The sequence below is a fragment of the Hymenobacter sp. M1-2 genome (assembly GCF_057808495.1).
The window spans coordinates 1-22,603 of sequence record NZ_JBTYZO010000001.1 but is presented as its reverse complement, the minus strand read 5'-3'; the positions used below and the strand labels follow the sequence as shown (position 1 = coordinate 22,603).

The window sequence follows — 22,603 nt, the reverse complement described above, 5'->3', positions numbered from 1 at the left end:
CTACCTTTGTAGCGGGGCTTTTTACTTGCCTAGTGAGCAGCTTTTTCGGATCGACTACCGTGGTTTCTCGTATCTTTTGCTATTCCTAACCTGCTCTCTTATGCCGCCCATCACGCACTTCTCCCAGCTCGATCCCACTCAAACCTACACCTACGCCGATTACCTGACGTGGCAGCTAGACGAATGGGTGGAGCTTATTCGCGGCCGGGTACGGCGCATGAGCCCGGCACCACGGCGGGTTCACCAGAAGGTTTCTGGCCAACTATTTGGGGCTATTCATCAGTACCTGCGCGGCAAGCCATGCGAGGTTTACCATGCTCCTTTCGATGTTAGGCTCACGAAGGCCACGCCTAATGGCGACGCGGCGGCCATCCAAACCGTGGTACAGCCGGATTTGTGCGTCATCTGTGATCCAGCCAAGCTAGACGAAAAAGGCTGTCTGGGCGCGCCGGATTGGATTATTGAAATCCTCTCTCCCGGAAACGTGACCCAAGATATCAAAGATAAATTCGACCTCTACGAGGAGAATGGCGTGCCGGAATATTGGATAGTCTTTCCAGGTGAGAAAAGCATATCCGTACACGTATTGCAGAATGGCCGCTACCAGCTACAAGGCGAGTTCTATACGCCCGGCCTCATTCCGGTGCATACGCTGCCCGGTTTAAGTGTGGCTTGGGAAGAGGTGTTTGAGGGTATATAGCGCCGTTTCACGCCCGCGTGTCATTCCCACCACCTGCCTGTCATTCCGATCGGAGGGAGGAATCTGAGTTATTCTTATGTGGGTAACCCAGATTCCTCCCGCTGGTCGGAATGACATTCGTAACTAGCCTTTGCTGGCATCTTCCAGCACGCGCAAATAACCAGCCGGCACTTCATCAGTCAGCCAGACGCCATTGTCGGCGCGGTAAAAGAGAAATCCTTCCTGCTGCATACGGCCCGCTTCGACCAGAAAAACCACTGGGCGGCCATGCCGGCGGCCAACCGTGAGGGCGGTTGCCACGTCGGCGCTCAGATGCACTTGCTGGCGGCTCATCTTTTGCAGCCCTTGCGCCGCAATCTGGGCTTGGTTCTGGATGGCGGTGCCGTGGTAGAGGAACTCCGGCGGCGCCACCGGCTCGTAGCCTAGCTGTACTTCCACCGAATGGCCTTGGCTGGCGCGGATGCGGCGTTGGTCGTCGCTGAAACGAAAACGTTGCTTGGGGCTGGTTTCCACTATGTACGCTAGCTTTTCCCGCGTCAGTGGCACGTGGTGCGCCTGGGCTTGCGCGAGCAGCGTTTCCACCTCCACCCAGCCGTGCGGGTCGAGTGTCAAGCCTAAGTGGGCCGGGTCGTGGCGCAAAACCAGGCTGAGAAGTTTGGTTAGGCTGGTGGTTTCTTTTTCGGATAGCATAGTAGGTTTTGCTTGAAATCTGAGTGCTAAAACGACGGCCGTAACAAGGTCTCGTTTTACGTAGGGTCCTTCGGCTAGCGCCTCAGGCTGACAGGGAATGGCTTTCAGACTAGACTTCTACCCTACCACCTGCCCCACCCCAAACAGCAGCGTAAACACGAGCGTCGTGAGGGCCATTTGCTTGAGGAGCGGGTCGAGCTGCATGGAGTCTTGGCGCTGCCACACGGCGCGGGCGTTGCGCAGCAGAAGCGGGGCGGAGAGGACGAACAACCACTGCCAGGGCGAGTGGTAGGTGAAAGTGACGTAGAGCACCGCCGCCGAGAAGCCGAGCAGCAGCAGCAGCCAGTGGTAGCGGCGGGCCCGCACCGGCCCGAGCCGCACCGGAATCGTGATTTTGCCGGCCAGCTCATCGGAGCGGATGTCGCGGATGTTGTTGACGTTGAGCACCGCCGTAGCGAAGCAGCCGAGCGCGGCGGCCGGCAGCAGCACCGAGAGCGGCAGCGTGCGGGTTTGCAGAAAGTACGTGCCGCACACGCCCACTAGCCCGAAGAAGATGAACACCGATAAGTCGCCCAAACCAGCGTAGCCGTACGGCTTGGAGCCGGCCGTGTAGTTGACGGCCGCCCAAATAGCCGACAGCCCTAGCACCAGAAAGGTCCCAAAAATCCAGGCGCCGGCCGTGCCCAGCGCCACCCACAGCAGGGCCAGGCCGCTGACGAAGGAGAGCAGCCCGAAGAGCGTCATGCCCCGCTTCATCTGCTGCGGCGTGATGGCCCCACTTTGCACGGCCCGTTGCGGCCCTTCGCGGTACACGCTGTCGGCACCGTTCTGCGAGTCGCCATAGTCGTTGGCGAGGTTGCTCAGGATTTGCAGCAGGATGGTAGTGAGAGCCGCCAGGCCCACCACCACGCCCCGAAACTGCCCGTGGCTGGCCGCTAGAAAGCCGCCGGCCATGATACTGGCCAACGCCAGCGGCAACGTACGCGGCCGAAACGCCGACACCCAAGCTTTGGCCGGACTGATAGAAGCGGAAGGAGTGGCAGAAGAAGCCATTGTAGATTACTGTTAGTGCTTAGTTGGTAATGCTTAGTGTTTCGTTGTTGGCGTCTTTAATCTTGACAGACCCACAATAAACAACCTGTTTTTCGAACGATTACTTACAACGCCTGCCAGGAGGATTCAAGAAGATGATTGTGAGCCTGCATGCTACACTGTAGATGGCGTGAGTACCGCAATACGCTCGGCCGTCAGCTCTGCAAAATGCCCCACTACCAGGTCGGCGTGGCTTAGGTCTTGCAGGGGCGAATGCACACTGCTGTACCCAATGCAGTACAGCCCCGCCGCTTTGGCGGCCGTCACGCCGTTGGTGGAATCTTCGATGACGATGCACTGGTTTTTCGGCGACGTGGCGAGCGAAGCGGCGTGCTCGAAAATAGCCGGATCGGGTTTCGACTTGGGGAAATCTTCCCCGCTTACGAGATGGGAGAAATAGGAACCCAGCGTGAATCGCCGCATCACCCGGTCGATGGTGGCATAGGAAGCGGAGGAGGCCAGAAGCAGCTCTATATCGTGTTGGTGCAGGTCTTCAATAAGACGGCGCACGCCATCGAGTAGGTCTAAGTCGGGCTTTTCGTCGAAGGCACGGTTGAAGAACTCCCGCTTGCTATGCATGAGCTCCTCCACCGGATGCGGCAGGTTGTGTCGTTCTTTGAGTTGCTGGTAGATGTTGCGCGTAGAACGGCCCGTGAACTCGGCATACGCCTCATCCGACACCTCTATTCCCAGCTCCTCGAAATGCCGAAAGTAGGCATAACGGTGCACGGGTTCCGTATCGACAATGACGCCATCCATGTCGAAAATAACGGTGCGTATCATGCTAGCTGAATTGGTTGCAGATACGAAGGTAGCCAACCAACGGCCCACCATTGCCAAAAAAACAGCCTGCTCCCTTCGCGCCGCACGCGACACAAACGGGGCAGGCTGCCGCTAGCAGTGCTGGTCAGCTTATTTGAGAATGGCGGCCACCAATTCCTCGCTCATGGGCTTCACCTTCGACGGGTAAAACGCCACCACGTGGCCCTGCTCATCGACGAGATACTTGCAGAAATTCCAGGATGGCGCGTCGTTCACGGTTCCGTTCTTGGTCTTATCGGCCAGGAACTTGTAGAGCGGCGCGGTATCGTCGCCCTTCACCGACACCTTGGAAAACAGCGGAAACGTGACGCCGTAGTTCTTCTCGCAGAAAGTGGAAATCTGCTCGTTGGTGCCCGGCTCCTGCCCACCGAAATTGTTGGCCGGGAAACCGAGTACCACCACTTTGTCGCCGTGCTTCTTGTAGAGTTCCTCCAGTTCCTTGTACTGCGGGGTGTAGCCGCACTCCGACGCCGTATTCACGATGAGCAGCTTTTTACCTTTGTACTGGCTCAGTTTCACGTCTTTGCCATCAATGCTTTTCACGGTGAAGTCGTAGACGGTGCCAGCAGCCGTGGCGGTAGTTTCGGTGGTCATGGTCGGGACAGGGTTGGAAGAAAAAGCAGCAAGAGCGCCGGCCGCAGCCAGTACTCCAAGCAGTACAAACGTTTTCATGAAACTGAGTTGAAGGGAAGAGTTTGAGACAAACCGAAGGACGCACGCAATGTTCGGGCTTCTCGCTTCACCGTTACGTCGTGCGAGGGGTGAGCCACTTTTCCACGGGAATCGGCTGCCAGGCGGCCATTTGGTCGAGTAGCGCGGCGGGCTCGGGGTGGTGTAGGAGCTGCTGGTGGTTTTCGTGGCGCAGTAGGCCCTCCTCTACTATGTGGTCGAGGGCGCGGAGCAGGTGGTCGTAGAAGCCTTGCACGTTGAGTAGCGCCACGGGCTTTTGGTGCAGGCCGAGCTGGCCCCAGGTCAGCACCTCAAACAGCTCTTCCAGGGTGCCGTAGCCACCGGGCATGGCCACGAAGCCTTCGGCCAGCTCGGCCATCAGCAGCTTCCGCTCGTGCATGGATTTCACCACGTGCAGCTCCGTGAGGCCCTTGTGCTCCACTTCCTTGGCCACCAGAAAATCGGGAATGACGCCGATGGCCCGGCCGCCGTGTTGCAGCACGCTGTCGGCAATGGCGCCCATCAGCCCTACGCGGCCACCGCCGTACACCAGCGTCAGGCCGCGCTCAGCCAGCACCCGCCCCATTTCCTGGGCTTGCTGGGTATACACCTCGTTGGTTCCGCTGCTGGAACCGCAATACACGGCAACACTCTTCATTAGTAAGTGGCTGAAATTGTGAGAAAAGCCGAAGTATCAACCAAAGTCATGCTTAAAGAAGACGCCGCGCCAGTTGATACTTCGGGTACATAGAGCAGTTCTCGGGTGTGTAAGAGTACAACCAGCCGTTGAACCCCTCCCCTCCGGGAGAGGGGTGCCAGTCGACAAATAAGTCGTTGAACGCACCCCTCTCCCGGAGGGGAGGGGATGGGGGAGGGGTTCGCAGGCCTGGCAACCGCTTTAAATCCGAAATTAATCTTACATCCGCTCCGGCACCTGGATGCCGAGCAGCTGCATACTGGCTTTGATGGCCCGAGCCGTTTGGGCCGACAGCGCCACGCGAAAGGCTTTCTTGGTGGCGTCGGCTTCGCGGAAAATCTCTACTTCCGTGTACACCCGGTTGTAGGCCTTGGCCACATCATAAGCATACTGTGCCACCACGGCCGGCGACTGGGTGCGGGCCGCTTCGGCTACCACGGCGGCGTAGCGGGCCAGCTCCTGCACCAGTTCCCGCTCGGTGTCGTGCAGCTCCGTGATGCCCGTGAGCGGCGCGTCTTCCGAGATGCCTAGCTCGGCGGCCTTGCGGCGAATGGCCGAAATCCGGGCGTGGGAGTACTGAATGAACGGACCGGTGTGGCCTTCCAGGCTCACGGATTCTTCGGGGTTGAAAAGCATCCGCTTCTTGGGGTCCACTTTCAGCAGGTAGTACTTCAGCGCGCCCAGGCCCAGCATGTGGTAGAGTTCGGCGGCCTGCTCGTCGGTGAGACCCTCGGTTTTGCCTTTTTCGAGCGTCGCGGCTTTGGCGGCTTCTACCACTTCGCGCACCAGCTCGTCGGCATCTACTACGGTACCCTCGCGTGATTTCATCTTGCCCGAAGGCAGATCTACCATGCCGTAGCTGAGGTGGTAGATGGCGTCGGCGTAGGGCTTCTCCAGCTTCTGGAGCACCGCCTTCAGCACCTGCATGTGGTAGTTCTGCTCGTCGGCAATGATGTACACCGACAGGTCGTAGTGGAAATCTTGGTACTTCAGTTCGGCCGTACCCAGGTCCTGCGTGATGTAAACGGAGGTGCCATCGGCGCGGAGCAGCAGCTTCTCGTCGAGGCCTTCTTCCTTCAGATCCACCCACACCGAGCCATCGTCTTTGCGAAAGAAAACGCCTTTCTGCAAGCCTTCTTCCACCCGCTCTTTACCTAGCAGGTAGGTGCCGGATTCGTAGTAAAATTGGTCGAAATCAACGCCGATGGTCTGGTAGGTTTCGGTGAAGCCCTCGTACACCCAGCCGTTCATTTGGCGCCAGAGGCTTACTACTTCCTCGTCGTTGGCTTCCCAGGCCCGCAGCATGTCCTGCGCTTCGAGCATCATGGGGGCCTGGCGCTTGGCCACGTCGGGCAGCACACCCTCGGTTTCGAGTTGCTTCACCTGCTCACGGTAGTGCTTCTCAAACAGCACGTAATACTTGCCAATGAGATGGTCACCCTTCATGCCGGCTTCCTGTGGCGTCTCGCCGTGGCCGTACTGCTGGTAAGCCAGCATGGACTTGCAGATGTGAATGCCCCGGTCATTGACCAGGTTCACCTTGCTGACGGTGGCGCCGGTAGCTTTGAAAATCTCGGCCACCGAGTAACCGAGGAAGTTGTTGCGCAGGTGGCCCAGGTGCAGGGGCTTGTTGGTGTTGGGCGAGGAATATTCCACCACCACGTTTTGTGGGCCGCCGGTGGCCATGGGCGTGCCGGCCGGTTGCTGGCGCAGTTCCTCAAACACGCGCACCCACTCGGCATCGGCTATTTCCAGGTTCAGGAAGCCTTTCACCACGTTGTAGCCCTTCACGAGCGGCTCATTGGCCACCAGCCACTCCCCCATTCCCTGCCCAATCTGCTCGGGACCCTTGCCCAGGGTTTTGGTAAACGGAAACGTAACGAGCGTAAACTGGCCCGCGAATTCTTTGCGCGTGGCCTGCAAAGTGAGCTGCGCAGACGCCACCTCGGCGCCGAAAACGTGTTGAATGGCCGCGCCGAGGGCGGCTTTGAGGGTCTGTTCGAGTTGTTGCACGGAAAATGCGAAAAGGAAGCCGGGAAGCTTCGGCGAATTGATTTTTAGGAAACCAGCGGAAACGGACGTAGCGTAAGCCGGGCGCCAAGGGCCGGGACTTACGCTACAGTCGTCGTTGCGCGCGGGTTGAAAAAATCAGTCTCATCAAGAAAAGCCAGCTTGCCGCACTGGGCCGCCAGCCGCCGCAAAGGTAGGACGAACCCAAGGAAGGCAAAAGCCCAGTTTCGGCGCGCCTGTTCCAAGGAGTTTGCGTACCCGGCGGCTTCCGCGGAGCACTTGGTTTAGGCAGAATGGTCCGCGGAACGTTCCGCAAGGCATTTGTTTTAGGCAAAGTGTCCTGCGGAACGTTCCACAGAGCACTTGTTTTGCGCAAGATGGTCCGCGGAACGTTTTACAGAGCATCTTGCGCAAAACAAGTGCTCTGTAAAACGTTTTATGGGCGTTCAGACGGTAGCGGTGTGCGCCGTGAGACGTTTAGCGGGCGCGGCCCTCGGCACCGAGCGGTATTCAACCCGGTACTTGCTCTGGGCACTGCGGAAAGTAGCGCGAAGCTCCGGCTTCGCGTATCGTTGAACGATAATCGTTGTTCCCCACACGGGTCGTTCAACGTCAGCAACGAGGCGCGAAGCGGGAGCTTCGCGCTACTGTGCCTAGCTGGCATATTACCGGATACTCGCTTTGCTCATGCGCGGAACAGATTTCCGCGCTACCGGCTCACCACTTCTTCCATGCGCAGCCGGTTCTGGATGGCGTCGGTGGCGGCTTCCAGGATGTCGAAGGCGTTGGTGGCCATGGTGTTCATGTTGTCGAGGGTGGGGTTGATTTCCACCATCTCGAAGCACACCACCCGGTCGTTGTCGAGCAGGGCGCGGCAGAGGCTGATGGCTTCTTCCACGTTCAGGCCTTCTTCTACGGGCGTGCCGGTGCCTTTCGAGAAGCGTGAGTCCAGCGAGTCCACGTCGAAGCTGATGTAGACCATGTCGCAGAAGCGCAGGCGCTCGTAAATCTCGCGCGCCACGTGGCGGGTGCCTTTGGCCTTCACCTCGTCGAGCTTGTAATTCTTGATGCCTAGGCGCTCAATAATGGCGTCTTCCTCGCCCTCCGTATCGCGCACCACTACGTACACCAGATGCTCACCCGTGATTTTGGGGCCGGGCTCGCCCAGGTCTTTCAGGCGGCGCCAGAAAAATTCGGTTTCGGGGTCGGGCTGGTTGCGCTGGCACTCCAGGTTGTCGTCGCCGAGGCTGATAGCCAGCGGCATACCGTGCATGTTGCCGGAGGGCGTAGTGTAGGGCGAGTGAATATCGGCGTGGGCATCAATCCACACCACGCCGAGCGTTTTGTGCGGATACGCCGCCTTGATGCCCGCAATGGTGGCCGAGGCGTTGCTGTGGTCGCCGGCCAGTACCAACGGGAACTCGCCGAAACGCAGGGTTTGTTCTACGGCGTTGGCAATGCCTTTTTGCACCGTATAAATGGAATCGATGTGCTTGGCTTTCGGAAAATGATTCCGGTCGAAAAGCACTTGGTTCAGGTCTGGCACGCTCACCGAGTTGAACCGGCGGAAGTAGTCGGACCCTTTGTTGAGGCAGGCCACCTTGAGGGCGTCCACGCCCATACTGGCGCCCCGCGTTCCGGCTCCCAGCTCGGAGCGAACTTCCAGAAGCTTGATGCGTCGCATATTACATTGGCAGGAAAGAGGTTAGAGTGGTTCCGATGCTTGCCGATTACCAGGGTGGGGCCGGGCTAGGCTTGACGCGCGCGGACCTTCCGGCGCAACCAACGAACAGAGCATAACCAAAACCCCCGCGAGGGGGTATCTTTGCAGCCGCAAGTTCGACAAAAGCTGTCGTGTTAAGAAATCGTCAAGCTGAAGAGTGAGCTTGCCTTTTTTGCGGCTGTCATCCTGACCTTGCGAAGGTCTTCTAGCTGAAACAAAACGTGGCGGCCGGGAAGATCCTTCGCTAGCCTAGGATGACAGATTTTTTCAGTAGAGCCCTTCACCACATTTCCTTCAATGGATACCTATCACGACCTGATTTCCCAGACGTTTGACTTCCCAACCCAGGAGTTTCGCGTGGAGCAGAACGAGCTGCGCTTCCACGACATCGACCTGATGGCCCTGGTGAAGAAGCACGGCACGCCGCTACGCCTCACCTACCTCCCCAAAATAACCTCCCAGATTCAGCGGGCCAAAGAGTGGTTCCGGGCCGGCATCGAGAAAATCGGGTACCAGGGCCGTTACTCCTACGCCTACTGCACCAAGGCCTCCCACTTCAGCTTCGTGGTGGAAGAAGCCCTCAAAAACGGCGTCCACATCGAAACCTCGTCGTGGTTCGACATGAGCATCATCCGGGCCATGCACGACAAGGGCAAGGTGGCCAAGGATACCTACATCATCTGCAACGGCTTCAAGCCCGAGGAATACAAGCGTGAAGTCACGGCCCTCATCAACGACGGGTTCGTGAACTGTATGCCCATCCTCGATTCGCCCAACGAAGTGGAGTACTACCACGACAACGTGCGCGAGAAGTGCAACGTGGGAATGCGCCTGGCCTCCGACGAGGAGCCACGCTTCCAGTTCTACACCTCGCGCCTGGGCATCCGCTACGCCGATGCCCTTCCGCTCTATGAGCAGAAAATCAAGGACGACCCGCGCTTCGAGCTCACGATGCTGCACTATTTCATCAACACCGGCATCAAGGACACGAGCTACTACTGGTCGGAGCTGAGCCGCTTCGTGCACAAGTACTGCGAGTTGCGCAAAGTGTGTTCCACGCTCACCACCATCGACATAGGCGGCGGCCTACCGATTCAGACCTCCATTCAGAAGGAGTACGACTACCCCTACATGATAGAGGAAGTGCTGCGCACCATTCAGCGCATCTGCGCCGAGGAAGGTGTGCCGGAGCCCGACATCTTCACGGAGTTTGGCATCTTCACGGTGGGCGAATCGGGCGCTACGCTTTACAGTATCCTGGACGAGAAGCTCCAGAACGACAAGGAGCTGTGGTACATGATTGACGGCTCGTTCATCACGAACCTGCCCGACACCTGGGCCCTGAACCAGCGCTTCATCATGCTGGCCCTCAACGGCTGGAACAAGCAGTACAAGAAGCTCCAGCTCGGCGGCCTCACCTGCGACTCGCAGGACTACTACAACGCCGAGAAGCACATCTACCAGGTGTTTTTGCCGGAGCGCAAGCCCGCTAAAGACACGGAGCCGCTCTACGTGGGCTTCTTCCACACGGGCGCCTACCAGGAGAGTCTTTCGGGTTACGGCGGCATCAAGCACTGCCTGATTCCGGCACCTAAGCACGTCATTCTGGACCGTGCCGAGGACGGTACGCTCACCGATTACGTGTTTGCCGAAAAGCAGAACAGTGAGTCGATGATGCGCATTTTGGGCTACCAAGTATAGCTATAGTAGAATTTCCGGGCGGTACTGTAGGAAGGGCCGTCCGGAACTCTTATTTTTGAGGCTTAACTCCTCTTTCTTAACTAGTTTCTCCTCCTTCTCATGATGAAAAAACTACTCTTGTTGGCCTCTGTGGCCATCCTAGGTCTGAGCGCGTGTAACAAGCAGAGGTGCCCGGCTTATACGAGCACCAAAGCCGCCAACCGCGTGTCGTCTCCGATTACGGCGTCTACGGCGACGCTGCCTGCTACTCGGCAGTAGTTCTTCGCCGTCGGCCCGTGGCCGCGTAATCTTTTGAGAGCCAGCCCTTGCCTTACGCGGGGGCTGGCTTTTTTTATAGTAAAATGACTGTATTAACTTAATTTACAATCTGCATAATTTAAAGGAGATTGTTTCGTTATGAGGCGGAAAGGTTTAAACTTTAGGTTGTTACAACCGTACACCACCTCCACCCCGTTGTATTTAAGCATGAAGAAAGTATTGCTTTGCGCGTTCTTGGCTGTCGCTGGTCTAAGCTCGTGCCGCACCAAATGCCCCGCTTACTCCAGCACCAAGCCGGCCACGCAGGTAGCCGCTACGGCCATGGCCAGCACGCCTTCAGAAGCTGCGCCCCGCCAGTAAACCCTCTGAGTCACTTTAGCCTAGCGAAGCCGGCTCCCGTGTGGGAACCGGCTTCGTTGTTTTTGAGCTATTGGCATTTTGCCCCTATATTTACGAACGAGTATTTTCTCAGCCAACTTTTTATTTTTCTCCTCTTGTCCGTTCTTCACACTTTTCGCAACAAAACAAATTTATTTACGATCATCTGCTTTACTATGTGTCTGATGTCCTGTCAGGAAGACAAAAAGCCTGGCAGCAAACAAAATTCATCGGCAACATTAGGCCAAGTGCTCCTGACAAACGACGCCTTATTTAAAGACGGACAACGAGTGGAAGGCGCCAGTGCCTTTTTAATAGAGGCGAAGGGGAAACGATACGCCTTGACGGCCAAGCATCTTCTTGGTGCGGATGGTGGAATCGAGCCCAGCAAAAAGCCTTCTGCCCTGAATGAGGAAATAAGCCAGTGGCAATTATTCGCGCGGACAAAGGCGACGGACACTATCACAATCGGCCAGCTGCTCAATGTAGCCGATACTGATTCCAGTGATGCGCTGCTGTTTTCTATTAAAGACGATAAAACAGCGTATCAAGCCTTGACGCCACGTTTTGAGGAGCCAGAAGCCGGCGAAGAAGTATATATCATCGGCTGCCCTTACAACGAGCCAGACTGCGCTCAGAAGAGGTATCCGGTTATAGTGGCCGGGGCACGTGAGGGGAAATATTATCTGGAAGAAAAGAAAGAACCCGATTTGAGAGGGTTCAGCGGCTGCCCCGTAGTGGATAAGGACGGCTTGGTTATTGGTTTATTGTCAGGCAGCGTTCAATTAGATGATAACACGACTTTTACCGTACTGACTTCAATGAAATCTATCGAGTCTTATTTGAAAAAATAAACTATTCTCAATCTTCTTTAATTAGCAGTATTTATTTTTTAGTACCGCTGTTAATTTCGGACTGCCTTTGTTTCTCGCTGTTTGTAAACGAGTACACCGCTAAAACAAATCCGGATTTGTTTTAGCGGTGTACTCGTTTCAGTGTCAGTACATATTGTAGATAGCAAAATTTTGCCTTGCCGGCGAAGACGATTTATCCGACATCCCATTACTCATTATTAGAGTAGCACTAGCCGCATAAAAGCAACTCCACGGCGGCTGGTAAGTCGGCGGCGCGAGGCTGGTAAGCGGCCGTTTCAGTATCGCCGACCAGGATGCCGCGCACGCCGACTTTGGCACCGGCTTCCATGTCGCGCTGCCGGTCGCCTATCATCCAGCACTGCGCTGGGTCGAGGTGAAAGCGGGCTATGGCTTTTTCCAGCATCAGCGAGTCAGGCTTGCGCAGCAGCGACTCCGACACGCTCGGGTGCGAAGGCGCGAAGTAGAAAGCATCGATGCTATGGTTGCAGGCTTGTTGCAGCTTGTCGTGGCAGGCGTATACTTGTGCGGCCGTATAGAGCCCTTTGGCAATGCCCGCCTGGTTCGTGACAACAACTAGGTAGTAGCCGGCGGCTTTAAGGCGGGCCAGGCTTTCCGGCACGCCCGGCGAAACCACAAACTTGTCCAGCTCCCACACATAGTCGCCGATTTCGTTGTTCAATACCCCGTCACGGTCTAGAAATACGGCTTTATTGGTTGCGGGCATAAGTTTCAATGAGTGAATTGGTGAATGGCTGAATGGCTGAATGAGTGAATGAGTGAATGATTCCGAAACTTTCGAGGCTGCAAAGTTGCGCGTTTTGGCTAGGTTGGGACCACGCCTCTATGAACTCCGTATTCCAGCCGAACTTTACGCCGTGAATTGGTTGGTCCAATACCGCCGGACACATCACTTATTCATCCCTTTACTCATTCACTCATTATGTCGGTAGCTATTCTCGGTGGCGGTATCTCGGGCCTTACACTGGCCTGGCAGCTGCAAAAAGCAGGTATTTCCTACGACTTGTTTGAAGCCGAAGCCGGCCCTGGCGGTAATCTGCGCTCGGTGCATCACCCGGCGGGCTACCTGCTCGAAACCGGCCCCAACTCCTTGCAGCTAAGCGACGAACTGCTGGAGCTGCTAACGGAGCTAGATCTAGTGAGCGAAATCCAGGATGCGGCCCCGGTGAGCAAGCACCGCTACGTGCTGCGCAACGGCCGCATCCGGGAGCTGCCCGGCTCGCCGCCGGCCTTGCTTACCTCGGGCTTTTTCAGTCTGAAAGGCAAGTTCAGCATCCTGCGCGAGCTGCTGCGGCCCGCCGCGACGCTCAATCCCGAGGAAACCGTAGCGGCCTTTTTCCGGCGGCGCTTCGGGCCCGAAATCGTGGATTACGCGGTGAATCCGTTTATGTCGGGTATTTATGCCGGCGACCCGGAGCAGTTGCTCATTCACAAGACCTTTGCCAAGGTGGCGGTGCTGGAGCAGGAGCACGGCTCGGTGCTGCGCGGGCTAGCCAAGGCGGGCAGTACGGCCGGGCGGCGGCGCATTATCTCGTTGCGCGGCGGCACGCAGCAACTGGTTGATACGCTGGCTGCGCGCCTCAAGCACCGCCACGTGGGACAGCGCGTCAAGGCGCTGTTTCGGACTTCCAATGGCCGCTACCAAGTGCAAACCACGGCGGGCCTCAACGGTGGTTTTGCCTACGATGCCGTAGCCTTGGCGCTGCCCACCTACGCCGCCGCGCCGCTGTTGCAGCCGTTGTTCCCAGAAGCAGCCGCCGCGCTGGCGGCCGTCTATTATCCGCCCATGGCCGCCATCTACACCGCCTACGCCCGTGCCGATGTGGGGCATCCGCTCAACGGCTTCGGGGCCTTACATCCTAAAGTAGAGCAGCCCTACGCCGCCGGCAACATCTGGACCAGCTCCATTTTCCCGGAGCGCGCCCCCAAGGAGCAAGTACTGTTCACGACGTTCGTGGGCGGCACCCAGTACGAAGACCACGCCCGGCAGCCCGCCGAGGCGCAGCAAGCTGCCGTACACGAGGAGCTGCGGCGCCTCTACGACATCCGGGACGGGGTGCAACCTGTGTTCCAATACCGGTACTATTGGGAGCGGGCCATTCCACAGTTCGACCACCGCATTGAAGCGGCCCACACCGCCGCCAATGAGCTGCAAGGCCAGGGAATTTGGAGCGTGGCCAACTGGCGTAGTGGCGTGGGCGTGCCCGACTGCATCCGCCATGCGCGCCAAGTTGCCGCGCAGCTAAGCCAATAAATCACCTTGGCTAAGTGCCACCAGCAAAGCAAAATATCCTCAAGCCGCCACTAAATATTCGTCCATCGGCAACACAGCCCGCCTTTACTGCGTCAGCAAGAAAGGAGATCCACAAACCGCTCGTAGTAGCGCTACGAGGCCATCAACGCTCCATTTCATATCCGGCATATTCTGCATATTGCCTAGACAGCGCATCAAAAACCCCTCTATCTTTGACCAATGAATGATGGGCTCGTCCTGATACCAACCTACAATGAGCGTGAAAATGCGGAGCTGATTATCCGTAAGGTTTTCTCATTGCCCAAGGCATTCGACGTGCTGGTCATTGATGACGGCTCGCCGGATGGCACGGCGGCTATTGTGCGGGGGTTGATTGACGAATTTCCAGATCGGCTTTTTTTGGAGGAGCGCAATGGTAAGCTGGGCTTGGGTACGGCCTACATCCACGGCTTCCGGTGGGCCCTAGAGCGCGGCTACCAGTATGTGTTTGAGATGGATGCCGACTTCTCGCACAACCCCGACGACCTGCTCCGCCTCTACGATGCCTGCGCCCACCAAGGCTACGATATGGCCATTGGCTCGCGCTACATTCAGGGCGTAAACGTGGTGAACTGGCCCATGGACCGGGTGCTGATGTCGTATTTCGCCTCGGCGTACGTGCGCTTCATCACGGGCATGCCCATCATGGATTCCACGGCGGGCTTTAAGTGCTATACGGCCCGCGTGCTGCGCACCATTCCGCTTGAGCGGATTCGGTTCGTGGGCTACGCCTTCCAGATCGAGATGAAGTGGCTGGCTTACAAGTATGGCTTCCGCATCAAAGAAGTGCCTATCATTTTCACCGACCGCACGCGGGGAGCTTCTAAAATGAGCAAGGGCATCGTGAAGGAAGCATTTCTGGGCGTCATCAAGATGAAAGTGGATAGCTGGTTTCGCCGCTTTGGGCCCGTGATGCCCGCGGCTTCTATTTCAACGGGCGCCGCAACCCCGGCCCCGGAAACGCGGTAACTTCAGCGTCAGCCGTTTCGGTTGCTGCCGGGTTACTAGGACCATTTTGCCGCTACCGCATGGAAATTACTCCCCTCTTCTGGGTTGGTTTCAACGCCTTCGTGCTGGCGATGCTCCTGCTCGATCTGCTCGTGCTCAACCGTAAGGCGCACGTGGTAAAGATGCGGGAAGCCCTAGGGTGGAGCGCCTTTTGGATAGTCCTCTCGTTGTCGTTCAACTACCTGGTGTACCACTGGATGGGCCGGCAGGCGGGGCTGGAATTCCTGACGGGCTACCTGATCGAGAAGTCGTTGAGCGTGGACAACCTGTTCGTGTTTCTGCTCATTTTCTCCTACTTCAAAGTCCCGCCGCAGTACCAACACAAGATTCTGTTCTGGGGCATTCTTGGGGCTTTAGTACTGCGGGCCGTCTTCATTCTGGTGGGCGCGGCCATCTTGGCCAAGTTCGATTTCCTACTCTACTTGCTGGGGGCCTTCCTGGTGTATACGGGCGTAAAAATGGCTACCAGCGCCGGCGAGCCCGACATCAACCCGGACAACAATCCGGTTGTCAAGTTTTTAAGCCGCCATTTGCCCATCACCAGCCGCCTGCACGGGAGCCGCTTCTTCGTACGCGAAAACGGCACCCTCTTCGCCACGCCCCTCTTGATCGTGCTGATTATGGTGGAAACCACCGACGTCGTTTTTGCCGCCGATTCCATCCCCGCCATCCTGGCCGTTTCCCGCGACACTTTCATCGTCTACACCAGCAACGTATTCGCGCTGCTGGGGCTGCGAGCCTTGTATTTCGCCCTCGAAGGCCTCATGCGCCTGTTTCACTACCTGCACTACGGCCTCTCGCTCATCCTCATTTTCATTGGCGCCAAATTGCTGTTCTCCGAAATCTACCACGTCCCCATGGGCCTCTCCTTGGGCATTGTCGGCGGCTTGCTATTGCTCTCGGTGGCGGCCTCGCTGCTTTGGCCTAAAGTAGAAGACAAGCCCGTATAGCCCGCCCTGGCGCCGCCCTGGCGGCAGTCTTAAGCCGACAAAGTCGGCGAGACTGCCAGCCACGTAGCCGGTCCAGTCTTCAGACTGGCTAGACTATACCACAAAAAGGGTGGAACTACAAAGCCTCGCTAAACGCACAAGCCCGCGCTGTTGTCCCGGCGCGGGCTTGTGCGTTTGGTCAGTCTGAAGACTGACTTGGCTGCGTGGCTGGCAGTCTTCGCTGACTTTGTCAGCTCAAGACTGCCGCCAGAACGGCGCCAGAGCGGCTTTATGGCTTGGGAGTCGGGTTTGGCACGCCGCCGGGCAGTGTGGGGGCGTTGGTGTTTACGCCTTCGTCGGGAGCTTTGGCGCCACCGAGCAGGTCAATCAGGTTGAGCGGTTCAAACTCGGTGGAGTCGGCGGGTTGGGTGGCGCGCACGGTGTCGCGGACAGCGCGGAAAATAGAGCCGTGGGCACGACCGGGGAAGTTCAGGCTATAATCGAGCGTGTTGCGGGCATCCTCCGAAATCAGGCCTTTCTGCACCATCAGGTCGGCGATAAGGCGGTGGAAATAACGCGCCGAATTGCGCATCTCCCCGTACTGGTTGAACGAATTCTGGTAGTACTTGGGGCGCGGAATAATGCTGGCCAGGTAAAGGCTCTCCGACAGATTGAGGTCGATGGGCTGCTTGTCGAAATAGAAACTTGACGCCTCCCGAACCCCGTAAATTCTCGGGCCCCATTCGATGATGTTCAAGTACACCTCGAACATGCGCGGCTTCGACACCATACCGGTGTTTTCAATGAGCCACACGATAAGTGCCTCCTCAATCTTGCGGGTCACGGTTTTCTGCCGGGTTAGGAACACGTTCTTCACCAGCTGCATGGAAATAGTGCTGCCGCCGCGGGCAAAGCGTTTTTCCTTGATATTCTGAATGGCCGACTTCACAAAGGCCTTTTCCATAAAACCCTTGTGCGAGAGGAAGCGCGGGTCTTCGGCCGTCATGATGGCTGCCTTCAGATAGCTCGACACCTCATCGTAGGGCACGAACTTGGGGTTCGAGGGACCCACGATGAAAGTTTTAACGGAGTCGCCTTTGTCGTTGTAGGCGGTGTAGCGGAAGTCCTGGTTGAGTTGGTTGAGGTCTTCGCGCCCCATGCGGGTGATGCGGAAGTTCTTGGGCGTGAGGCTGGAATTGAATTCCAGGCTGTCGACGCGGTTCATGTCCAGATCGAGGTGCATGCGGTACTTGAGCGTACCCTCGCCCTGCATGCCTTCCAGCGTGTTGAACATGCCCTGCGGCAGCGCCGCGAAGAAGGTATTAGCCGGCGTCTCACCCGACTCCACATCCACCTTCACCTGCAAGCCGGCCAGCAGTTCCTGGCGGTTGCGCACGCCGTTGATTTCCCGGCCCACTACGCGCTGGTTGAGCGGTAGCTTGCGCACGCTCACCACCGGGTAGAACTCCATCCGGTTGAGCGTCACCTTCGAGCCTTTTTCCAGCGCCGCGAAAGCCTGCCCCAACCGGGCCGCGAAATCGATGCCGCCGCGCGGGAAACGCACATCCCGGTCCGACAGCTTAGGATGGTTGACAATGAAGTTGGCGGCCGAAGCCGTGCCACGCACCGTCAGCTCATTATCGTCGTCTAGTTCCTTCTCGGTCACGCTGAAGCGCAGGGTGTCGAACTGCACGCGGGCCCCGTAGCGGCTTTGCACGTAGGGCAGCGTCACGGGCCGACGGTTCAGGCCGAATACCTCGGCTTGCAGTGCGTAGTCGCCGGGCTCGATGTGGCCCTGCACGCCCACGCGGTTTTCCACCGAATCGATAACGGCCGTGAGCTGGCCCTGAATGTCGCCATCCTCGATGGACAGTCGCGGCATCACGATGCGGGCCTGGTGGCGCGGGCTGTCGTAGGTGACCAGGAAATTCTGAAAATCAGCCTCACCGGGCACGTTGTCGAAGCTGGCTTCGAGCAGCTGGTTGGCCAGCAGGGCATAGTTGGTGCCCTGCGTGGTGTCGCGGGCCACGGCGGCTTTGGGGGTTTTCTTCTTGTAAAGGAAGGAATAGTTGTCGGCGCCGGCGGCCGTTTTACGGGCCGTAAACTGCGCGTCGCTGATTTCGAGGTTGCTGAATACTGGCCGGCCCGCAAACAAGGACCGCACGCTCAACGACACCGTCATGAGGCGGGCGCGCAGCAACGTATCGGTGGGCGTGGCGGCTGGCACCATGCTCATGCCTTCAATCTGCACGGTGTTCAGGGCCGTGAAGCGGGCCTTGCCCAGGGTGAGCGTTACGGGGTACTTGCGCTCCACTTTGGCTTTCACCTCCTGCAGCGCATAATCGAGTAATGCCTGGCGCTTAACTAAGAATACTACCAGGCCCACGGCCAGCAGAGCCACGAATATACCCAGGCCGATACCTATTTTTTTCTTTGTTGCTGGAGTCACGCGAACAGGTCGAGAGGAAAGGAAGTCGCGGCTGGGCCGTGCTAGATTCGTGCCGAACCCGCCGCCGCTCGGAACACAAAGGTAGCGAAAAAGGCCTCGTCCGTTTCCGTCCGTGTTGGGCTTCCTACCTTTGATTTATTCCAGCCAACTCTTCTTTGCATGACTGCTGCCGCCGATTACGCCGCTCTCACCCCTCTCACCGCCGTTTCGCCCCTCGATGGCCGCTACCGCCGCGCCACCGCCCCGCTCGCGCCCTACTTTTCTGAGCTGGCTCTGATTCGCTACCGCGTGCTGGTGGAAGTGGAGTATTTTATTGCGCTCTGCGAGCTGCCGCTACCGCAACTCCAGGGCGTTGATGCTGGCATATTCGGGCAGCTCCGCGCTATCTATACCAACTTCTCTACTGCCGACGCCGAGGCCGTAAAAACCCACGAGCGGGTGACCAACCACGACGTGAAAGCGGTGGAATATTTCCTCCGCGACCAATTCACGGCACTGGGCCTGGGTGAGTACCTGGAGTTCATCCACTTCGGCCTCACGTCGCAGGACATCAACAACACCGCTATTCCGCTGAGCCTCCAGCACGCGCTTATCCATACGCTGCTGCCCGCTTACGCCCAGGTGCGCAACCAGCTGGCGGAGCGCGCTGGCCAGTGGGCCGCTGTGCCCATGCTGGCCCGCACGCACGGCCAGCCGGCCTCGCCCACGCGGCTCGGCAAGGAAGTGCAGGTGTTCGTGGCCCGGCTCGACGCGCAAGTGGCTTTGCTGGGGCAGGTACCGTTCGGAGCGAAATTCGGGGGCGCCACCGGCAACTTCAACGCCCACCACGTGGCCTACCCCGGCACCGACTGGCACCAGTTCGGGCAGCAGTTCGTGGAGGGCCGCCTGGGCCTGAGCCGCTCCTACCCCACCACCCAAATCGAGCACTACGACCACCTGGCCGCCCTCTGCGACGGCCTCAAGCGCCTCAACACCATCCTTATCGACCTGGCGCGCGACGTGTGGCAGTACATTTCGCTGGGCTACTTCCGCCAGACCATCAAGGCGGGGGAAGTAGGCTCCTCGGCCATGCCGCACAAGGTGAACCCCATCGACTTCGAAAACGCCGAGGGCAACCTGGGTCTGGCCAACGCCGTGCTCGAACACCTGGCCGCCAAGCTGCCCATCAGCCGCCTCCAGCGCGACCTCACCGACTCCACGGTGCTCCGCAACCTAGGCGTGCCGCTCGGCCACACGCTCATCGCCCTTACGGCCCTGCAACGCGGCCTCGACAAGCTGGCCCTCGACGAAGAAGCCCTGCGCCGCGACCTGGACGCCAACTGGCCCGTGGTGGCCGAGGCCATCCAAACCATCCTGCGGCGCGAAAACTACCCCGACCCCTACAACGCCCTCAAGGCTCTTACCCGCACCTACGGCCCCATCACGGAGCACACCATCCGCGAGTTTATTGACACGCTGGACGTGAGCGAAGAGATAAAGGCGGAGCTGCGCGGGATTTCGCCCCAGAATTACGTGGGCGTGTAAGCATCACCCTAACTCTTTTTCACCTAATCATCTTCGACCTATGCCCACCTGTACTTCTTCTTTACGCACAATCTTATTGTTCTTGCTCTTGGCTATGCCCACGGTGCTTCAGGCGCAGAATTGGCAATGGGCCACGACTCCGACTGGCAGCAATATGGGCAGCTCTGTTGTTTATGCAACGGCCGTCGATGGCAGTGGTAATACGGTTGTAACGGGCTCCTTTCTCAGGAACTGTCACGTTTGGAACTACTACGCTGACCAGCGTCGGCAACACGGACATATTCGTGGGCCGGTTGAATAGCACGGGCCTGTGGACTCAGGCGGTGCAGGCTGGTGGCGTAGGCGAGGACTACCCTATTGCGCTGGTTCTCGACGCGGCTGGCGTCGCGACGGTGCTCGGTGGCTTTTATAGCCCTACCGCCCAATTTGGCACTACTACTCTCACTAATGCCAGCAGTACTGGCGAAGCGGATGTTTTTGTAGCCCAACTCTCCAGCACTGGTACGTGGTCCCGCGTTGTACGGGGCGGAGGCGATGAGAGCGAGTTTCCAGCCGCTTTAGCCCTGGATGCTGCGGGCAACGTTTGGGTAGCGGGCTTTTTCTTCGGTCCCAATTCCAGCTTTGGTCCTACTACGCTCCTCAATGCCGATCCTACCGGCGACGAAGCGGATATATTCCTTGCCCGGCTCGACAACTCTGGCACTTGGAATCAGGCCGTACGCGCTGGCGGTGCTGGCGACGACCGGGCTGAAGCCCTGGCTATAGATGCCACCGGCGTAGCCGTGATAGGAGGCTCATTCACCAGCCCAACCATTAGCTTCGGCACTACCCTTCTGACTAACGCCAACACCAGTGGTTCTTCTGCTGATGCGTTTGTGGCACGTCTGAACGCCAATGGTACCTGGAGCCAAGCTGTGCGGGCCGGCGGAGTTGCAGAAGATCAAATTGATGATTTGGCAGTGGACCGTAATGGCAATACGGTGGTAGTAGGATACTTCAGAAGTCCGGCTATTGAACTAGGTGCTACCACGCTCGCTAACGCTGCTCCTACAAGCAACACCTCGGATATATTCGTGGCCCAACTAAATGCTGTGGGTGTTTGGGCCCAGGCCGTGCGGGCTGGCGGTACAGGTATAGACCGAGCCCTCGCCCTGGCCTTGAGCAGCAATGGCGCGGCGACTATTGCTGGCTTGTTTTCCGGTGTCTCCGCTAGCTTCGGTTCGTACACGCTTACCAACGCCGATCCTACCGGTGCTTCCCCTGATGTGATAGTAGCACGTTTAAGAAGTACCACTTCCTGGATTCAGGCCGTGCGAGCGGGTGGCCCTGGTGCTGAATTGGCTATTGCTTCGGCATTAGCTAGCAACGGAGATGTTACGGTGGCAGGCAACTTCATAGGCGCTTCGGCCACATTTGGCACAACTATCCTCCCGGCAAGCGCTGCCGATGGGTCCGCCTTTGTTGCTCGCCTCACTGATCTTACCCTAGCTACCCAACAGCCTTTCAAGACCGAAACTATTCGCCTGGCGCCTAACCCCACGCACACCACCGCTACCTTCACGCTGTCAGCTGCCGCAGCAGCTCGCTCAGTGCAGCTGCTTGATGCAGTGGGCCGGGAAGTGCGCCACCATACTCTTCCAGCTCGCGTTACTTCCGCCACGATAGATGTGCAGGGGCTAGCGCCTGGTTTGTATATAGTGCGTTGTGGCGCAGAAAAAGGCCGGCTGCTAATTGAGTAAGACGATTCCGTGCTCTACTTACCGGCCGGGTTAGCTCCCGGACGCATCATTCTGTACGCAATGATTAGGGCCTAGCTTTCAGGAAACGTTGTCCTCATCGTTCTCTGAAAGCTAGATTCATTACTGCTCATGTTGCCGTAAGTGGAAGCTCCTGCTAAAACCTATTATAAGCCGACGGAAGAGGCGCTACTTCTTTACGAAGAAAATACCAATATTCTGATATTGTTAGCCAGGAGAATAAGCTGGATATTGGGGGTACTGAAACCGCTCTACCTCATCACCTAGTTGCATGTCTTATTCTGAACAACCGGCTCCGGACGGCATTCAGCCCTGTGCCCAGCCTATCTCCCCACCACATCAGTTTCTACCTGCTACCCCGGACTTCTCCGATTTGCCCACCTGGGCCCCCACCTACCAAGCAGACGCCCCCGTAGCGCCACAGCCGCCCACCGTGGACGCGGAACTGACGGAAGTTCCGCAACTTCTGCCCCGCTAAACGGCGCCTTTCACCCTTTTGGATGGTTCTTGTTGCAAGACAAGACACAACCCCGGCGACTTCAACAGTCGGCCCGCAAACGCCCTAGCCACGATTGTGTGAGCTAGGGCGTTTGTTTAGGCGGTGTCGTTACCAATACAATAGCGGTGGCTGCCCGTTACCGCCGGCTTGGCCTATAACCCTGCCCTGCCCGCGCGCAACGTATCGACTATTCTGCCACATTTGCTCCATGCATCCTGTATTGGCTTATACCGACCGAATCGTCCGGCTCGAACCGTCGGTCCGCGAGGAGTTGTTGTGCGCATTCGTGCAGCATGAATTCCCGAAGGGCTCCTGCCTACTGCGGGCCGGGCAAACGAGCCAGCACTACCACTTTATTGAGCACGGCCTGGTGAAGTCGTCCTTCTATAAGGAAGATAAGGAATTCATTATGACCTTCTTTAAGGAGAACATCCTGTTCACGGAAATCAATAGCTCACCCAAGTTGCAGGCTATAGCCCGAATCGGTCGATAGCGTGAACGAAGACGAAGA

20 protein-coding genes are annotated in these 22,603 nt (G+C 57.8%); 11 read left to right on the top strand and 9 right to left on the bottom strand.

The features are described from left to right. Positions 1 to 100 precede the first annotated feature (100 nt). Positions 101 to 700, top strand: a complete 600-nt coding sequence (locus ACYSMN_RS00100) for a Uma2 family endonuclease (RefSeq protein WP_488921788.1) — start codon at positions 101 to 103, stop codon at positions 698 to 700. A gap of 123 nt (positions 701 to 823) precedes the next feature. On the opposite strand, the gene ACYSMN_RS00095 is transcribed toward ACYSMN_RS00100, so the two are convergent. The 7 genes from ACYSMN_RS00095 to ACYSMN_RS00065 form a co-directional block, all read right to left on the bottom strand. Next, positions 824 to 1,390: an RNA 2'-phosphotransferase gene (locus ACYSMN_RS00095; protein ID WP_488921787.1), complete on the bottom strand. Its 567-nt coding sequence runs from the start codon at positions 1,388 to 1,390 to the stop codon at positions 824 to 826. Positions 1,391 to 1,507: 117 nt separating this feature from the next. Further along, entirely contained in the window at positions 1,508 to 2,443 is a 936-nt protein-coding gene (locus ACYSMN_RS00090) for a 1,4-dihydroxy-2-naphthoate polyprenyltransferase (RefSeq protein ID WP_488921786.1), read from the bottom strand. A gap of 153 nt (positions 2,444 to 2,596) precedes the next feature. Continuing rightward, entirely contained in the window at positions 2,597 to 3,265 is a 669-nt protein-coding gene (locus ACYSMN_RS00085; RefSeq protein ID WP_488921785.1) for an HAD family hydrolase, read from the bottom strand. A gap of 129 nt (positions 3,266 to 3,394) precedes the next feature. Beyond that, complete coding sequence (locus ACYSMN_RS00080; RefSeq protein WP_488921784.1) at positions 3,395 to 3,976, bottom strand: glutathione peroxidase; 582 nt, start codon at positions 3,974 to 3,976, stop codon at positions 3,395 to 3,397. Positions 3,977 to 4,049: 73 nt separating this feature from the next. Further along, positions 4,050 to 4,631, bottom strand: a complete 582-nt coding sequence (locus tag ACYSMN_RS00075; protein ID WP_488921783.1) for an LOG family protein — start codon at positions 4,629 to 4,631, stop codon at positions 4,050 to 4,052. A gap of 258 nt (positions 4,632 to 4,889) precedes the next feature. Continuing rightward, positions 4,890 to 6,683 carry an arginine--tRNA ligase gene (gene argS, locus ACYSMN_RS00070; protein ID WP_488921782.1) on the bottom strand — a complete coding sequence of 598 codons (1,794 nt, stop codon included), beginning with the start codon at positions 6,681 to 6,683 and terminating at the stop codon, positions 4,890 to 4,892. Between the two features lie 706 nt (positions 6,684 to 7,389). Next, positions 7,390 to 8,364: an arginase gene (locus ACYSMN_RS00065; RefSeq protein WP_488921781.1), complete on the bottom strand. Its 975-nt coding sequence runs from the start codon at positions 8,362 to 8,364 to the stop codon at positions 7,390 to 7,392. A gap of 336 nt (positions 8,365 to 8,700) precedes the next feature. Here ACYSMN_RS00065 and ACYSMN_RS00060 point away from each other — a divergent pair, with 336 nt between their 5' ends. From ACYSMN_RS00060 to ACYSMN_RS00050, 3 genes are all read left to right on the top strand, one after another. Beyond that, entirely contained in the window at positions 8,701 to 10,104 is a 1,404-nt protein-coding gene (locus ACYSMN_RS00060) for a type III PLP-dependent enzyme domain-containing protein (RefSeq protein WP_488921780.1), read from the top strand. 492 nt (positions 10,105 to 10,596) lie between these two features. Beyond that, positions 10,597 to 10,722 (top strand): hypothetical protein, encoded by a 126-nt coding sequence (locus ACYSMN_RS00055; RefSeq protein WP_488921779.1) that lies wholly within the window; start codon positions 10,597 to 10,599, stop codon positions 10,720 to 10,722. 134 nt (positions 10,723 to 10,856) lie between these two features. Further along, positions 10,857 to 11,594, top strand: coding sequence for a S1 family peptidase (locus tag ACYSMN_RS00050; protein ID WP_488921778.1), 738 nt, complete (start codon positions 10,857 to 10,859; stop codon positions 11,592 to 11,594). A gap of 229 nt (positions 11,595 to 11,823) precedes the next feature. On the opposite strand, the gene ACYSMN_RS00045 is transcribed toward ACYSMN_RS00050, so the two are convergent. Next, positions 11,824 to 12,339, bottom strand: coding sequence for a D-glycero-alpha-D-manno-heptose-1,7-bisphosphate 7-phosphatase (locus tag ACYSMN_RS00045; protein WP_488921777.1), 516 nt, complete (start codon positions 12,337 to 12,339; stop codon positions 11,824 to 11,826). 216 nt (positions 12,340 to 12,555) lie between these two features. Between ACYSMN_RS00045 and hemG the strand changes: the two genes are divergently transcribed. From hemG to ACYSMN_RS00030, 3 genes are all read left to right on the top strand, one after another. Beyond that, positions 12,556 to 13,887 (top strand): protoporphyrinogen oxidase, encoded by a 1,332-nt coding sequence (gene hemG, locus ACYSMN_RS00040; protein WP_488921776.1) that lies wholly within the window; start codon positions 12,556 to 12,558, stop codon positions 13,885 to 13,887. A 219-nt stretch (positions 13,888 to 14,106) separates the two neighbouring features. Further along, positions 14,107 to 14,895 carry a polyprenol monophosphomannose synthase gene (locus tag ACYSMN_RS00035; protein WP_488921775.1) on the top strand — a complete coding sequence of 263 codons (789 nt, stop codon included), beginning with the start codon at positions 14,107 to 14,109 and terminating at the stop codon, positions 14,893 to 14,895. A gap of 59 nt (positions 14,896 to 14,954) precedes the next feature. Further along, positions 14,955 to 15,884, top strand: coding sequence for a TerC family protein (locus ACYSMN_RS00030; RefSeq protein WP_488921774.1), 930 nt, complete (start codon positions 14,955 to 14,957; stop codon positions 15,882 to 15,884). A 268-nt stretch (positions 15,885 to 16,152) separates the two neighbouring features. Here ACYSMN_RS00030 and ACYSMN_RS00025 read toward each other — a convergent pair whose 3' ends face one another. Further along, on the bottom strand, positions 16,153 to 18,312 hold the full coding sequence (locus tag ACYSMN_RS00025) for a transglycosylase domain-containing protein (RefSeq protein WP_488921773.1): 2,160 nt from the start codon (positions 18,310 to 18,312) through the stop codon (positions 16,153 to 16,155). 159 nt (positions 18,313 to 18,471) lie between these two features. On the opposite strand from ACYSMN_RS00025, the gene purB reads away from it, so the two are divergent. The 4 genes from purB (at position 18,472) to ACYSMN_RS00005 (ending at position 22,585) form a co-directional block, all read left to right on the top strand. Then, positions 18,472 to 19,836, top strand: coding sequence for an adenylosuccinate lyase (gene purB, locus ACYSMN_RS00020; protein ID WP_488921772.1), 1,365 nt, complete (start codon positions 18,472 to 18,474; stop codon positions 19,834 to 19,836). A gap of 284 nt (positions 19,837 to 20,120) precedes the next feature. After that, positions 20,121 to 21,575 carry a T9SS type A sorting domain-containing protein gene (locus tag ACYSMN_RS00015; RefSeq protein ID WP_488921771.1) on the top strand — a complete coding sequence of 485 codons (1,455 nt, stop codon included), beginning with the start codon at positions 20,121 to 20,123 and terminating at the stop codon, positions 21,573 to 21,575. A 289-nt stretch (positions 21,576 to 21,864) separates the two neighbouring features. Next, positions 21,865 to 22,071, top strand: coding sequence for a hypothetical protein (locus ACYSMN_RS00010; protein WP_488921770.1), 207 nt, complete (start codon positions 21,865 to 21,867; stop codon positions 22,069 to 22,071). Positions 22,072 to 22,300: 229 nt separating this feature from the next. Next, on the top strand, positions 22,301 to 22,585 hold the full coding sequence (locus ACYSMN_RS00005) for a hypothetical protein (RefSeq protein ID WP_488921769.1): 285 nt from the start codon (positions 22,301 to 22,303) through the stop codon (positions 22,583 to 22,585). The last annotated feature ends 18 nt before the right edge of the window (positions 22,586 to 22,603 follow it).